Origin of the sequence: Alkalibacillus silvisoli (assembly GCF_039521975.1) — a bacterium.
Lineage (GTDB): Bacteria > Bacillota > Bacilli > Bacillales > Alkalibacillaceae > Alkalibacillus > Alkalibacillus silvisoli.
In genome coordinates this window covers 203509-218185 of the sequence record NZ_BAAACZ010000005.1, presented here as the reverse complement: position 1 = coordinate 218185, position 14677 = coordinate 203509, and the positions used below count along the sequence as shown (strand labels likewise).

General features: G+C 37.5%; 20 protein-coding genes. 12 read left to right on the top strand and 8 right to left on the bottom strand.

Annotation, left to right across the window (positions count from 1 at the left end):
• Nucleotides 1-101: 101 nt before the first annotated feature.
• Both cydC and cydD read right to left on the bottom strand, forming a co-directional pair.
• A complete protein-coding gene (gene cydC, locus ABDZ63_RS03355) occupies nt 102-1793 on the bottom strand; it encodes a thiol reductant ABC exporter subunit CydC (protein WP_343781775.1) in 1692 nt (563 codons plus the stop codon).
• Complete coding sequence (cydD, locus tag ABDZ63_RS03350; RefSeq protein ID WP_343781773.1) at nt 1790-3505, bottom strand: thiol reductant ABC exporter subunit CydD; 1716 nt, start codon at nt 3503-3505, stop codon at nt 1790-1792. Before cydD ends, cydC begins: the two co-directional genes overlap by 4 nt.
• A 165-nt stretch (nt 3506-3670) precedes the next feature.
• Between cydD and ABDZ63_RS03345 the strand changes: the two genes are divergently transcribed.
• Complete coding sequence (locus ABDZ63_RS03345) at nt 3671-4147, top strand: membrane lipoprotein lipid attachment site-containing protein (protein ID WP_343781771.1); 477 nt, start codon at nt 3671-3673, stop codon at nt 4145-4147.
• Between the two features lie 99 nt (nt 4148-4246).
• Here ABDZ63_RS03345 and ABDZ63_RS03340 read toward each other — a convergent pair whose 3' ends face one another.
• Entirely contained in the window at nt 4247-4417 is a 171-nt protein-coding gene (locus tag ABDZ63_RS03340; RefSeq protein WP_343781769.1) for a hypothetical protein, read from the bottom strand.
• A 201-nt stretch (nt 4418-4618) separates the two neighbouring features.
• Between ABDZ63_RS03340 and ABDZ63_RS03335 the strand changes: the two genes are divergently transcribed.
• The 3 genes from ABDZ63_RS03335 to ABDZ63_RS03325 all read left to right on the top strand — a co-directional run bounded on the left by ABDZ63_RS03335 (nt 4619) and on the right by ABDZ63_RS03325 (nt 6841).
• Nucleotides 4619-5404, top strand: coding sequence for an MBL fold metallo-hydrolase (locus ABDZ63_RS03335; protein ID WP_343781767.1), 786 nt, complete (start codon nt 4619-4621; stop codon nt 5402-5404).
• Nucleotides 5405-5482: 78 nt separating this feature from the next.
• On the top strand, nt 5483-6148 hold the full coding sequence (locus ABDZ63_RS03330) for a hypothetical protein (RefSeq protein ID WP_343781765.1): 666 nt from the start codon (nt 5483-5485) through the stop codon (nt 6146-6148).
• Nucleotides 6149-6169: 21 nt separating this feature from the next.
• A complete protein-coding gene (locus ABDZ63_RS03325; RefSeq protein ID WP_343781763.1) occupies nt 6170-6841 on the top strand; it encodes a hypothetical protein in 672 nt (223 codons plus the stop codon).
• A 300-nt stretch (nt 6842-7141) separates the two neighbouring features.
• On the opposite strand, the gene ABDZ63_RS03320 is transcribed toward ABDZ63_RS03325, so the two are convergent.
• From ABDZ63_RS03320 to ABDZ63_RS03310, 3 genes are all read right to left on the bottom strand, one after another.
• Complete coding sequence (locus ABDZ63_RS03320; protein ID WP_343781761.1) at nt 7142-7336, bottom strand: H-type small acid-soluble spore protein; 195 nt, start codon at nt 7334-7336, stop codon at nt 7142-7144.
• Nucleotides 7337-7350: 14 nt separating this feature from the next.
• The gene (locus ABDZ63_RS03315; protein ID WP_343781759.1) at nt 7351-7542 is read right to left on the bottom strand and encodes an H-type small acid-soluble spore protein; all 192 of its coding nucleotides are present in this window, start codon (nt 7540-7542) and stop codon (nt 7351-7353) included.
• 94 nt (nt 7543-7636) lie between these two features.
• Complete coding sequence (locus ABDZ63_RS03310) at nt 7637-7978, bottom strand: DUF4181 domain-containing protein (RefSeq protein ID WP_343781757.1); 342 nt, start codon at nt 7976-7978, stop codon at nt 7637-7639.
• A 392-nt stretch (nt 7979-8370) separates the two neighbouring features.
• Here ABDZ63_RS03310 and ABDZ63_RS03305 point away from each other — a divergent pair, with 392 nt between their 5' ends.
• From ABDZ63_RS03305 to ABDZ63_RS03270, 8 genes are all read left to right on the top strand, one after another.
• Nucleotides 8371-8751: a hypothetical protein gene (locus ABDZ63_RS03305; protein WP_343781755.1), complete on the top strand. Its 381-nt coding sequence runs from the start codon at nt 8371-8373 to the stop codon at nt 8749-8751.
• A 22-nt stretch (nt 8752-8773) separates the two neighbouring features.
• Entirely contained in the window at nt 8774-9265 is a 492-nt protein-coding gene (locus ABDZ63_RS03300; protein ID WP_343781753.1) for a hypothetical protein, read from the top strand.
• Between the two features lie 169 nt (nt 9266-9434).
• Nucleotides 9435-9929, top strand: coding sequence for a GNAT family N-acetyltransferase (locus ABDZ63_RS03295; RefSeq protein WP_343781752.1), 495 nt, complete (start codon nt 9435-9437; stop codon nt 9927-9929).
• A gap of 1 nt (nt 9930) precedes the next feature.
• Complete coding sequence (locus tag ABDZ63_RS03290; RefSeq protein ID WP_343781751.1) at nt 9931-10254, top strand: hypothetical protein; 324 nt, start codon at nt 9931-9933, stop codon at nt 10252-10254.
• Nucleotides 10255-10270: 16 nt separating this feature from the next.
• Entirely contained in the window at nt 10271-11179 is a 909-nt protein-coding gene (locus tag ABDZ63_RS03285) for a P1 family peptidase (protein ID WP_343781750.1), read from the top strand.
• Between the two features lie 58 nt (nt 11180-11237).
• Entirely contained in the window at nt 11238-11477 is a 240-nt protein-coding gene (locus tag ABDZ63_RS03280) for a YkuS family protein (RefSeq protein ID WP_343781748.1), read from the top strand.
• A 336-nt stretch (nt 11478-11813) separates the two neighbouring features.
• A complete protein-coding gene (locus ABDZ63_RS03275; protein WP_343781747.1) occupies nt 11814-12368 on the top strand; it encodes a WxL domain-containing protein in 555 nt (184 codons plus the stop codon).
• Between the two features lie 83 nt (nt 12369-12451).
• Nucleotides 12452-13456, top strand: a complete 1005-nt coding sequence (locus tag ABDZ63_RS03270; RefSeq protein ID WP_343781746.1) for a DUF916 domain-containing protein — start codon at nt 12452-12454, stop codon at nt 13454-13456.
• A gap of 67 nt (nt 13457-13523) precedes the next feature.
• On the opposite strand, the gene ABDZ63_RS03265 is transcribed toward ABDZ63_RS03270, so the two are convergent.
• Entirely contained in the window at nt 13524-14279 is a 756-nt protein-coding gene (locus tag ABDZ63_RS03265; protein ID WP_343781745.1) for a DUF2087 domain-containing protein, read from the bottom strand.
• A 65-nt stretch (nt 14280-14344) separates the two neighbouring features.
• Nucleotides 14345-14677, bottom strand: a 333-nt coding sequence (locus ABDZ63_RS03260) for a hypothetical protein (RefSeq protein ID WP_343781744.1), incomplete at its 5' end; no start/stop codon positions are given.

Sequence of the window (14677 nt, the reverse complement as noted above, 5' to 3'; positions counted from 1 at the left end):
AATGGGGGGCTTGTCTGGTTATAGTCGCATCTCAACTGGCATTAACTCCGCTTCGTCCGGCACTAACCCCACTCCGCCCGGCAATAACTCGCACCTTGAAGCTACAGGGTATCGTTTTCAATTTGTTTTAACTGGTAAAAGAAGCTCTTTTGTTCCATCAGCTCATCAAACGTTCCTTCTTCAACTACTTCGCCGCTGTCCATCACGATGATTTGATCCATCTGCTCAAGTCCTTGTAAGTTGTGGCTAACGAGTATTAGAGTGTCGTTAGAAGCGTCTTTGAATATTTCATTCATCACTTCTTTTGCCGTGATATGGTCTAATGAAGATGTTGCTTCATCTAATAGCCATAGATTCGCATCGCGTAAAAATGTTCTTGCGATTGCGAGTCGTTGTTTTTCACCGCCTGATAAGTTATCGCCTTGTTCATAGACGGCATCATTCAGAGAGAATTGCTCCAATCGTGCTCGTTTTAATGCGTAAGTCAATTGTTCGTCATTGGCATCAGATAACAGATTATCTCGAATGGTTCCGGCGAAAAAGTGCTGATCTTGAAGGATCGTGTTCGTCTGTTTCCACAGGCTTTCAGGCTCAACTTCAGAAATTCGTCCACTATTAATAAATAGCTGCCCATCATTAGGTTCTTCTAATTTTAAAATTAATTGTAGTAATGTTGACTTACCAGACCCGCTCGCTCCGACAATGGCAGTTTTTTGGCTAGCTGGAATTGATAAATTAATGTCATGGAGTGTTTCTAATTGTTCTTCTGGGTATGTGAAGTGAACATTCCAAAAAGACACCTCCATAGCTCCAGCATCTCCTAACGGTTGGGAAGGTTTTGTAGTTTGATCTTGTTTAAAGAACACACGGTTTGCTGCTTGTTTATTTTCATTAAAATGTTGTGGAAATGCTGCCATGGGTGCGGTGTTTTCAAAGACTGTTAGCGTTAAGAGCATGAACATGGCTAGCCAAACACCTTCCATTTGACCATTTGCAATCAACCATCCCCCAACAGCTAATACGGCCCAAGCCATCAATAATCCGACCCAGCCGTCAAATACTTGATTGATAAGCTCGTGTTTACGGTCTTTTGCTTGTGTGTCGATGTAATCTTCGTTTGACTCTTTAAACTCATCAAGCTTTTGATTGAGTTGTTGATGAATCTTCAAGTCTTGAAAGCCGAATAAAAGCTCTGTTGCTTGTGATGATAATTGGCTTTCGTGTTCGTGGACACTTTGTTCGTTTGTTTGGGCAAGCTTAGCGAACAGTACCGGCAATACAATTGTTGATAATAGAAGACCAAGGACTAAAAGGATCGCAATCCAGATTGAGAAATATAAAGTGAATAAAATCGTACTTAAGAAAATAAGCATAAGTACAATTGGCGGATAAAAGATTCTTAAGAAAAAGTTTTGTAAGGAATCAACATTTGAAACAGCACGCGATAATAAATCACCTGAGCGAAATCGTTGAATCCTAGCAGGTGATAAGTGTTGTAGCTTTTCAAAAAATTGGACACGAACGTGACTCATCATTGTAAAAGTTGCTCTGTGGGAAAAGTAACGTTCACTATAGCGTGCCAAAGCTCTCGTAAAGCCTAACAACTTCACTATGGCAATCACAACAGTTAAGGCATAGATGGGTACGCCTAATGCAGCTTGTGAAATTAAATAACCACTAGCGGTGAAAAGCCCAACTGCTGCAATGCCAGCAATAAATCCAAAGAAAATAGATAGTAAGACATCGCGCTTTTCTTGCATCAGCTGTTTCATAACAATAGATAGCCCAATCATGTCTTCTCACCTCCAGTTGACTCTCCAATTAACGCTCTGTATGTCAGGTTTTCATTTCTTAGTTCTTGGTGAGTACCTGATCCAATCAATTCCCCTTCTTCAAGCACTAAGATTTGATCTGATTTCTTAATTGTGTGCATGCGATGTGCCACTGTGATGACGGTTGCCTGCTGTGCTAGTTTGTCAATTGAATCATTTAAAATTCGTTCTGTTTTTAAATCAAGTCCGGTCGTTGGCTCATCGAATAAAATGAGTGATGGCTGCTTTAAAAAGGCACGCGCTAAGGCGAGTCGTTGTTTCTCACCGCCAGAAAGCCCACGTCCACCTTCACCGACATCAGTATGAATCCCCTCATCTAATGATTGAATAAGTTCTTTTAATCCAGCTTTTTCAGAAGCCTTTATGACCTCTTCACTTGAAGCAGAAGGGTTACTTAAGGCGATATTGTCATAAATAGAACCGGTGAAAATATAAGGGTGCTGTGAAATGTAAGAAAGTTCATTAAACCAATCTGCCTCATTTAATTCTGATTGCGCTGTGCCATTAACATTAATCTGTCCTTTTTGTGTGGGTAGAAGCCTTGCAATGACGTTTAACAATGTTGATTTACCTGATCCACTATTACCAACGATTGCGACTTGTTGCTTGGCTTCAATTGTCGTTGTAATCTCCTTTAAGGTCACTTGATCTTTATAACTAAAGCTTATATGTTGAAGTTCAAGACGAGGCGGGGCTGATTGAAGTGGACTCTCTCCCCAGGTTAAATCTTCAACTTTTTCATTTAATTGTTCATCAATCTTCTTTCCAGCTGTTATGCTTTCTCGCCCACTATGAAAGGCACTACTTAAATCTTTTAAAGCAATATAAAATTCAGGTGCTAATAATAAAACGAAAAACGCTGTCTGAAAAGTAATCGAATCAAAAATGATTAATCCTAATGCTAGTTCAAGCGCAATCAAGCCCATGCTTAACATCGAAATAAGCTCCATCATAAATGCAGATGTAAACGCAACGACCAATACACTAAGTGTTGCTTGGCGAAAGTCAATGCTTCTTGTTTCGATCTTACTTTTTTCATTGTCAGACTGGCCAAACAATTTAAGTGTCGTTAAGCCTTTAAGAGAATCTAAAAATTGCCCAGAAAAAGATGACAGCTCATTTAACTGTTCCTCAGATTTGTCTTTCGTTTTCATCCCGATAATCGCCATAAATATAGGGATAAATGGTGCGGTTATTAAAATGATGACACCAGACAGCCAATTTTGCGTAAAGATGACAATGAGAATCGCAATGGGTACAATAGCAGCTTGAATCATTTTCGGTAAATACTGACTAAAGTAACTGTCAGTTTGTTCAACGACATTCAGTAAAGTTGAGACTTTCTCACCTGAGCGGCCCTGTGACGCTAAGTCGATTGGCTGTTTTGTAAAATGGTTTAAAATACGGATTCGAAGCTTTGACTTAGCTTGACTGGCCATCTGAATGCCAATTGCCCCATTTATATAATTCAATAATGTTCTTAATGAAATAATAACGAATAAAAGAATCAAGCTTGAAATGATCGCATTAAAGCTAGCATCATTAAGGAAGATATCCTCAATAATTGATACAATTAAATAAGCTTGAATGATGATTGCAAAAGCTAATAAAAAGCTAACTAAGCAAATAAGCAACAATTTTTGGCGTTTTATGAGTGTTCTAAGTAGTGACATAAGATACGTCCTTTCGTTCTTCTAGTTCTATTTTACGCTTTTAATAGCTGTTTTTTAATTAAAATGGTCTAGTTAGCTGGTGAAATTTTAATGAATAGTCTCAGAAATGTTGCAAAATGGTTTATAATGTAGATAGTTGATTGATGAAGGAAGGGAAATAACAACATGAAAAAAATTATAATTCTATTTATAACAATATTAGTCTTATCAGCTTGTCAAAGTGAACAAGATGAAACAGAAACGGTTGACACGCCGGATAACCTTGATGATGTGTTAGTTGATTTTCAAAATGGAAACCCAATGGATGTAGAGGAGTACCTAGGTGCTTGGGTGACTTATGAAGGCGAAGAACGTCCGTATGAAATCTTACAAATTAAAGAAGAGGATGGTGAGTTTGTTATTCATTATGATGAAGTCGGGGAGCACGGTCGACTACTTCAAACCTTATTCGGAGAAATGGATGAGCTTAGTAATGGTTACGGTTTTTTTGACTATGGTTCTGATGAATTTGGGAATACTGGGAGCCTAGAGGTACACTTAGAAGAAGATGGACTGCTATTAGTTCAAGAAATACAAATGGAAAATCGAGATGATTCATCGACTCGAGAAATATTCTTTGATCGGAAAATGGAGAGGGATTAATGGGAGCTTGTTTGAATTCATACTCGATTTTCCTTCAACACTTTTTTAAAGCACATGTCGTTTCTTTTCTCTAAGCCCTCGCCACTTAGTGAATCCTCTTTACTCTTCCTTTTTTTGACGGCGAAATGAACCCACCAAAATAATCGTAAGCGCTAAAAGGACGAGAGTTAGCGCGATGAAGAAGGTGACAGGGTGGCCGTATATTCGGTTCATAACAGCCATGATCGCCGTTGCTAAAATTAAGATAAACATCCACACATTCTTTGACATAGTATCACCTCATGGATTTTGCTATTAGCTTTCCTACATATGTTAATATTATAAGTTGGTTTACCTTTAGACAAATAAACCGCTTAGAACTTAAATAATATTTTGATTTTTTGGAATTATGGTTGTAGAATGGTAGAAAAGTTTTAAGACATTGATTCACCAACTTCTAATCTCACAATTCTTTGAAGTGGAGAGGGTAAAATGCGATTGACTGATCCATGGTTTACCGTTCAAACAATTCATAAAAAGACTTATGCCATAAGTGAGTATGGGCATTGGGAGAAAGTACATTCATTTTTGCTATTGGGTGATAATGAAGCAGTACTAATTGATACAGGATTAGGTATTGATGATTTGAAAAGAGTGACAAACCAATTAACAGATTTACCAATCAAGGTTGTCACGACTCATGTTCATTGGGATCACATTGGAAGTCACGGCTCTTATCAAGATCTGTTGGTTCATGAGTTAGAAGAGGATTGGTTAGTTAATGGAATTAAAGGTCTTCCTATTGAACAAATCCGCTATGATATAGCACGTGATTTAACAAAAGAACCACCATCATCTTTTGATCCAAGTACATATAAGCCATTTCAAGGTAAGCCAAGTCAGTTATTGCATGATGGTGATGTTATTGACTTAGGTGGAAGGTCCTTAACCATTTATCATACACCTGGTCATTCACCTGGGCATATTTGTATTAGTGATCAGCTTACGGGCTTTTTATTTACTGGTGATCTCCTTTATCAAGGGGCGCCTGTATATGCATTCTTCAAAACGACAAACCCGAGTGACCTTGTTAATTCCCTTGAAAAAATTGCAAATATACCGAATGTTACTCAAGTATTTGGTAGCCATAATCAGTTAGGGATGAATGCTAATATACTTAAAGAAGTAAGTGAGGCTTCAAGCTATTTGAAAATTAATGAATTAGATCGACATGGCACAGGACTTCATCAATTTACTAACTTTAGTGTAAAGTTTTAGATAGCTATAAAAAGAACATTATGAATTCGTGACAGTTCCATAGTTAATGGAGGGTAAGTTTGTTAGAGGAGGATTTCCTTGAGCGACATTGTTTTGTTTCGGTTAGTATTGTATGGAATGGTGTTACTAGCAGGTGTCATAGTGTCTCTGTTTATAAAGAAATGGTGGTCAGCCCCCGTTGTAACGGTATTAGTCTATTTCTTTGTTTATACTATATTTGAACAGTTCGTAATGGGTGAAACAATATTCTATCCCTTCGAATCGATTATCTTTTTTACGATTGCATCGTTTGTATCTTACTTCGCATTGAATCGGATCTGGAACAATAAATTAGTTCCAATTGTGTTTGTTTCGATTTTCGTTTTGTGTCTAGGCTTATTAATCTCTATAGAGCAATCAAAACATACAACAATGAAAGAAATTTTAATTGAGGAGTTAGGTGAAGATTATAGTATAGACCATTTAGATTTTGAGAGAAATGACCGGGCTTATGCGACGCATGATGAAGCGAGGTTGTTGAGTCAATTAGAAGAGAAGTTACAACGGATCGAACTTAAAGAGCAAGAATTGTGGCCGAGTCGGAGTCATACGATTGAGTTATTTAGTGATGGTAACCGACATGTCATTGAAATTGACCAGCACAGGAACCTATACTTTGCTAATCAAAACTATTATATAAAAGATCAAAGTCAAGTGGATGCCTTGATGGAACATGACTTGATTGAGTGGCATGAATCAGAGTAGGGAGTGGGAGGATTTTAGGGTTTGAATGTTGTAGAAATTTTAGTTCCAGTATTGGCTGTTTTGTTTTCAATTTTAGCCTCGAATAACTTTAAGTGGTGGACGGCAGCTTTTTTTACCATCATAACGTACATAGGGTTTCAGCTGATCTTTGACCTATACTTATATGGTGTAACAAGTGTGGTGGATATCATCGCATCAAATTGGGTATTCATTGGTGTGTTGACGGTTTTTTCTACGTCAATCCGTTTAGCTTTAACAGCGGTTACGGGACGTTTAATGAAAGTGGCGTTTGTATTTGTGATGGTGTTGATTTTAGCGGGATTCACCGTGATTACTCAAGTTCAAACAACAACGTTAGGTGAAGTTTTAAAGGATGAAGAAATTGAAGAGGTCCAGGAGATTACGATTAACCCTTCTGGCTTGGTTCCTTGGGATCCTAATGAAGTCGTTGTGGATGATGAAGAAACGATCAATCGAATCTTAAGTGGTTTCAATGATTTGACGTTACGAAGTGGTGTTTCGATTCCTCCTGAGGACAGAATTTTTCTTAATATAGATCAACGTGTTGGTCAAAAACGTATTGAAGTTGATGAACACTTTATACGAGTTGGTGTCATGTCTGGTTCTTATCGTGTTGATGAGCAAAATGAGTTGTATCAATTTATACAAGAGTTGATTGAGTCAGAACAATAATTAAAACGAGAGGTTGACACAATACTAAGCATTAATACACAAAACCCGAACGAAATTGTAATTTAAATTCGTTCGGGTTTTAATTTTCTAATCATCGCTCCATCAAAATGCTTCGCTTTCCGCAGGCGGCGGGTGAGCCTACTCGTACTACGCACTGTGGTCTCACCTTTGCTACCCGCAGGAGCCTACGCATTTTGATTCCATAAAGTAACTGGTTAACTTAAGGTGAAATACTAAACGTTCGTGTTTTCACCACACTTCAACCCTTTTGTCCCAACCTCTTTCGTTTTGAGGTTGGTTTTATTTCTTTAGGTCATCATTTTCAAACAGTTGTCCGACTTCAACGTCAAATTGCTGAGCGGGGTCATTCAGTGAATAAATGCGTGCTTTTCCAGATTGGTCATCGACGTGCTGTATGTAAATACGCTCGCCGTTATATTGCACGTCTTTCATGTCAGGGGATTGGGAAATTTCTTTAGCTCTTTTTCGATCCATCAAATACCTCCTAATTAGTGAGTAGATTCTTCTTCAACTAATTGGTCAATCTCAATGTCTTGTTTATCATCGACGTCGGTTAAGGGTGAGATTGTTACTTTGTTTTCACCTGGGTGTATGTCTTGAATAAAGACGGGTTGGCCTTGGTAGCTGACATCGATTAATGTAGGCGATTCAAAAATTTCTTGCGCACGACTGACCTCCATGATTTCCCTCCTTTAGGAATAATCCTTTAGTAGGGTGTGCATAGAATTGGAGGATTATACATGTTTAGAAAAAAATAATTAGAATGACTTTTGTTTAGAAAAAGTAGTAAATACTAATCACGACTAAGGCTAATGTGGTAAGAGTAAAGGCGTAGATGTTTGAATTTCTCAAATAAAGCCATTCTAAATATGCGGTGAATCCTAAAAACACAATGGCCAAAAAAAGAAGCAAATAAAGGGTATAAGGCCAGTTACTAATGCCGATCGCAGTAAATGATACAACCCCTGTGACTATTATTATGCCTAGCCCTACTCTAAATATTTTGGCACCATCTGATTTATTAATTTCATGTTCCTCACCTTTAAAAAAGAAGTGCCTGATTAACCCAGCAGCACCTGTATATAAAACAGTTAAGAGTGTAAAAGTTATTCCCAAAACGCGTTCACTCCAAAAATAATTTTAGTGTATAAAAATATGTTACCATAATATTAAAATAATTTTGAAGAGTTAATTTGAAAGTGAAAGTTGTGATAGAAAAGATTTGGATCGAAATGAGTTGTTGGTGACATGTATCCTCCTGAAGCTATTTTGACAGTTTGCGTAAGTTTGATCATTTTCCTCTAGAAACTTTAACGAAGATTTGTCTTTCGAACTAGATGTTGAACTGAAATAGAAAGGATTGTATTATGATTCAAAATTAGAGAAAATGGATGATTGGGCGAAACGAATAGAATGGCATGACTTGAATCAGTCATCAATTTTCAAAGCAAGCGCTAAAAGCAGTACGCTAAATTATTACCGAAAAAGTTATAGAAAGAGGATGCAGCATGAGAATGAAATGGACATTAGTTTCTTTAATTGCCGTCGTTGTTATTGTTGGCATTACAACAATGGGTAATGATGAAGAGGTCACTAGAATGGAAGTGGATACAGGAGATGAGGAGTATACAATCTCACAAGGTAGTCTTGAGCGGTATAAAGGTTACTGGGATGAAGTTGAATGGGGCGATCATGATCTGCCGAATATGGACCGAACTCAAGATGTAATTGTTACTCATGTGTTAAATGAGACAGGAGAGGAGCTGGATTATGTTATTTGGTTCCATGATGATGGTACAGCGACAATTGTTAGTCCTAAAGCTAAAGAAGGAATCGGAGAGTGGAACGAAGAATATGGCATGCTTTTAGAAGCAGAGTTACTGGAGTAGTTTTTATAGAAAGGGTTTTTTAATGCGTTATACGATCTATCAATTAATCATCCTAGCAGGTTTAGTAGTATTGGCTTTTTATACAGAGCAATTTAATCAAGAATTAGTGATGATTAGGATACAAACAGCTTTGTTTTATGCTTTAACTTTAATTGGATATATTGCTGTGATTGTTGGTGCTTTTTGTTTAATCATGTATTTTCAAACGAAGAAGAGTGAGACTTTTTTAATTCATCCATTGTGGGAGAAGATGGCTAAATTCGTGGCTATAGTATTTGCTTTGTCTTCAATTGGTTTAATTATTCTAATAGAGTGGTTAGAGTTAACTCAACTGATTGGAGAACACCGCGTTTTATTGTATTTATTAATCTATTACTTTCTATTTCTTTTGAATGTATTTGTCCTTTCATTAATTCATAAGATCAACAGTCGTGAGTTAACTAAAGAGAGGAAAATTATGTGGTTTGGTTACGTTACAGTAGGCAGTTTAGCAGTCATTATGTTTTTTATTTAAATATGTTTCATTTCAAAATGTAAAGGGGCATTTGCCGTGTTCTTTGTTGTAAATGACATTAACAATCCTAAAGCTTGAATTGTGGAGCCTCTTAAAATTGAAAGTAATTTTACGATTATCGAAACTTTTAGTTAGTGTGATATAATGGTAAGAAAGGAGGATGGTCAAGATGGAAACGATGATTAGATCACTTGAGAAAAGTGATATTCGAGCTCTACAACATGTGGCTAAAGAAAGTTGGCATTATACATATGAAAGGATCATTCCGAGGCGAATTCAAGATACGTTTCTAAAACAAGCGTATAGTGATGAGAATATGGAGCGCCGTCTTGACCGTGGCGGTATTTGGGTAGCGGAAAATCAAAATGGTATTGTCGGCTTTTTAAACTTAACTCCAGTAAATGATCATGGGGAGTCTCATTTAGTTGCAATCTATTTACTGCCAGAACACCTCGGATACGGCACCGGAACTAAACTTCTTCAAACAGGACTTAATCAATTACAAGGTTTAAAGCGTTTATATGTTGATGTGGAAAAAGAGAATGAAATCGGCCTTCGTTTTTACGAAGCTAAAGGGTTCCACGTTATAAAAGAATATGATGAAGATTTTGAAGGATATACTTTAAAGACGTTACAAATGGTAAAGGAGTTTGAGGAGGTTTAAAGTGACTTTATTAGTGCGGACTGTGCTTGAAGTTTTGCGTATTGCTGCGATATTCCTAATTTTAGGTGTTGTTGCGGGCTTTCTAATCACTAGCCTTTACGAAATGGCTGGCATTGATTTATATGGGGCTAATAACACTTTAATTGGTATAGGTGTGTTTACGTTAATTTTCGTCCTTTACCGCAATCGTTTGCAATTTTCCGGATGGTATAAAGGTAAAGGGAGAAATCGTTTATTTAGGAGGTTGACACGAGTACTAGTATCGTTTGGTTGTTTGTTGATTTTAGCACCTGTTGTTATAGAATTGATTAACACCATCATTTAGTAAAGGGGAATCGGTAATGATCACAAATGTACCTGGTATTAAGGTTGGTCATCAGCAAAATGAATCAGCTAAAACAGGTTGCACAGTCATCTTAACAGAAGATGGGGCGACATGTGGTGTTGATGTGCGTGGTTCTGCACCTGGTACGCGTGAGACGGATTTACTTGATCCGATAAATTTAGTCGATCAAGTCCATGCGATTAGTTTAGCGGGTGGGAGTGCGTATGGTTTAGATGCTGCAAGTGGCATCATGCAGTTCTTAGAAGAGAGAGAAGTCGGGTTGGACGTTGGCGTTTGTAAAGTGCCAATTGTTCCAAGTGCGATTTTATTTGATTTAGCTATTGGTGATGCTAGTGTCAGACCTGATCAGCTAATGGGATATAGAGCCGCCCAAAATGCGACAGAAAAGGCTGTTAAAGAAGGGTCTGTTGGAGCAGGTTGTGGAGCAACAGTTGGTAAAATTGCAGGCTTTGAAGCGGTGAGTGACAGTGGGATTGGTAGTGCTTCAATTGAACTTGAAAATGGCTTAATTGTCGGGGCTATTGTTGCAGTGAACGCTTTTGGTGATGTGTCGGACCCTAAAACAGGTGAAATCGTGGCAGGTGCACGTAACCTTGAAACGGGTGAATTTCTAAACAGTACAAAAATGATGCGTAAACAGGCTGAGGCTGGTGGTTTTCCTGGGACAAATACGACAATTGGAGCTGTAGCCGTTAATGCTAAGCTCACAAAGTCTGAAGCGAAAAAGGTTGCTCAAGTAGCCCAAAATGCAATTGGGCGGACAATTTCCCCAGCACATACGATGTATGATGGTGATACGATTTTCGCTTTAGCAACTGGTGAGGAGCGATTTTCGGTCGATTTAATTGCTCAACTTGGCATAGAAGTTATGGAACAGGCGATTTTAAACGCAGTTGGAAAATAAATGAATAAAATCTCACTTTTCGATTTAGAATAAGAATGGTCAAAACGGAGGTGAGATTATGGCTCGTATTGCAGTAGAAAATAATATGTCTGACCTGCAACAAGCACTAGCTCAGGCTGGACATGATGTTATTCAATTAGAGGGTGAACAAGTACCGGATTGTGATTGTTGTTGCGTGTCAGGTCAGGACAATAACATGATGGGAATGAGCGACAAAGCGACGAACGCGCCAGTTATTAATTGTAATGGCATGTCAACCAATGATGTCGTTCAAGCGGTCAATAGCAAATTACAATAAGAAAAAAGAGCTGCCTAATGTGTAGGTAGCTCTTTTTCTTTTGGGTTAGTTATAAATAAAAGTCTTTAGAAACGTGACACTATTTTAATAGAAGGAATCTTTTTTTCTGGTAAAAATATTACATATAAACTGTTAGAAAAATAGACTAAACTTAATATAGTAAGTGGGAGACGCTTGCTAGAATGAGCTAAAAGAGAATGATAGAGATATAATTTCTCTCCAAATTTGTTTTCGGTTTCAATAAAGATTCCAATTCGTTAGGAGGGATTTTTTATGAAACTTAATCGTCTCAAAAATATTAGTCCTATGATTTCAACACGTAAAGGAGGAGACTGTATGAAGAGTATGATTAAGAAGGCAGTAGTTATGGTTGTAGCAGCGAGTGTCATAATGAGTGGTTCTGTAGCATCACTTGCTTCAACTTCAACAGAGATTGAAGGAGGTTCGCTAACGCTGTTAGATACACCTCAAGCTGGTGATTTCGGTACGGTTACACTTGATGGAGGAATTCAAGATGTTTCTACTACATTTGGTGGTTTTGCTGTTGTGGATTCAAGAGGTACAGGTGATGGTTGGCATGTCAAAGTGAAAGCTTCCCAATTTGAAACAGAAGGTGGCGCTCAAAAGCTACCTGAAAATTCAATGTCAATTAGTGAACCGACTGTATCTGCCCATGATGGAGCATCGAATGAAACCACCATTACAACGCAATCAGGTAAAATTGATCACGCTAGTGGGTTAAAGATTTTATCAGCTAATGAAAATGGTGGAATGGGAACATATGATATTTCTTTTGATGCAGATGCATTACATTTAAATCTTCAACCTAAAGACGTTAAAGTTGGTACTTATACATCAACAATTGAAGTGTCATTAACATCAGGTCCTTAATGAATACTTATTTCCATTTGAGCTGTGTCTGAACGACATGGCTTTTTGTTTATTGGGAAGGATTAATGTGAGGTGAAAAATTTATGAGGTATATCTTTTTATTAATATTTTTATTCCTGTTTTGTGCATCAATGACTGTATCAGCTGAACAAACATCACCAGTTTCGATAAATTTAATATATCCAGACAATCATATTGAATCGACAACGGGTTATTTTGATTTAAATGTTGAACCTGGTGAACAACAAGAGGTTCATGTGGAATTAATTAATAATCGTGATGAAGAACTAACTGTGATTATTGAAGGTGCTGATGCGTATACTGACCCTAATGGAGGGATTATGTATGGTCAAAACCTAGAAAGCTTTAATTCATCATTATTACAAGATGCTTATGAGATGTCATTGTATATAGATGTTCCAGGTGAAATTGTTATAGAGCCACTAGCTCGTAAAACGGTACCAATTAAGGTTGATGTTCCTGATTTGATTGGTCAAACTGTTTTAGGTGGCCTCAGGTTTGTTGTTCCGAGTCAGAGAGAAGATACTGAAGAGACAGGAGATGATGAGGCACGATTTATCATTCAAACAGATCTCGTCTATGCGATTGCAACTCAGTTAAATTTACCAGAACAAGTTGAGTCTAATTTCACATTTAACGGTGCTGGTTTTTTATCAAGTACTGGAGAAGTGTATATAGGTATGCAGAATGATGCACACAAAATTCAAGATCTTATTTCTGGTAAGTATAGTGTGTTAAACGAAGAGGGAATTGAGTTGTTTAGCGGAACTTTTGAGCCGTTTAATATGGCGCCAAAATCAAGTATTCACTACCCGATTTCTTGGGACTATGAATCGTTAGAAGAAGGAACTTATACATTGAACGTTGAAGCAAAAATTGATGAACAAGGTGATGTATCATTTTCTGATTCTTTTACGATCGGCAGTCAAGAAATTGATGAACATATTGAAAATAATCAATCAGTAACGGTTCAGCACACTCAAGGTATGCCAGTTTGGGGATGGATTTTGATCCTTATATTAGCTGGCGGGATCTTTTACTTGCTTGGGAAACGAAGAAGGGGTTGAACTGATGTATGGTAAGAAAGGTGAACGGTTTAAAAGTCCATTCACCTTTTTTAAATACATGAACTCTTCACTTCACTTTATACTCTTTCCCATCACGACTTCGCTCCATAAAGCCATACTCAATTAAGTAACGGCGTAGTGTGACGTGATCATGATAAATTGGTTTTAATACTTGGTTTATTTCGAGCTCAGTGTACGATTGATCGCGGTCAAATTTTGTCGTGATATGCTGTAAGACGATGATTTTTCGTTTTTCTTTACTCGGAAATTGTTTTAATGGTTGATCTAACCCTTTGTCAAAATAGGTTTTTAATACTTTATTTTTCTCCTCTTGTGTAATGGCATAACGTTCATCCACCATAGTAGCCCCCTTATGAATCGTAATAAATGAATTGGATTCGTCTTGTTCTTGATCGAGTAATTCCATGATCGCTAGAAAGACTCGCGCTTGCTTTTCTTTTTCCTTGAGTTTGAAGCGATGGTGTCGAATCGTTGATGTATTGTTAGCCTGAATGTATTTTGCAATTTCTTTATCAGATTGACCAGATTTAAAATGTTGTAATATCTCTTGTTGCAGCTCAGTTAAGCCAGTGTATTTCTTCTCAAGTGATATAAGAAGTTGAAACATAGAGCCATGCTCGTTAGTTATGTGTTTTTCTGCCGCTTTCCTCGCTTCAAATAATGTGTCATCAACCGGGTAAATGACCCCATTTTCAAAAGTTCTCTCACAAACAAGGCATGTGTATGAATCATGCTCCAGGTTGTAAGTGTAGCCTTTTGTAAGTTCATCAACTGATGCATTCCAGAATAAGTTGTTAGTCATATTGCAAACATCCTTTATATTTGTTTGTTTTATTAATAACATATTACAACTAAGTTATTGTTAAGTCAAACGGAATTAATTTTTGTTTTTAAAAAAGTATGGCTTAAGTCATTCAACTTAGTAAGGTCCAAAGCTAGCGTTAATTTATAGCAGTCGACAGCTTTTTTGCTTTGGAAATGTTCTAGTGAGAGTTGTTTTTTCGGGTGGATAATTGCCGGATGAAGCAGGGTTAATGTCGGATGAGCGTGAATAATTGTCGGACGAAGCGGGGTTAATGTCGGACGAGTGAGAATAATTGTCGGACGAAGCGGGTTAATGTCGGATGAGCGAGAGTAATTGTCGGATGAAGCGGGGTTAATGTCGGACAAGCGTGAATAATTGTCGGACGAAGCAGGGTT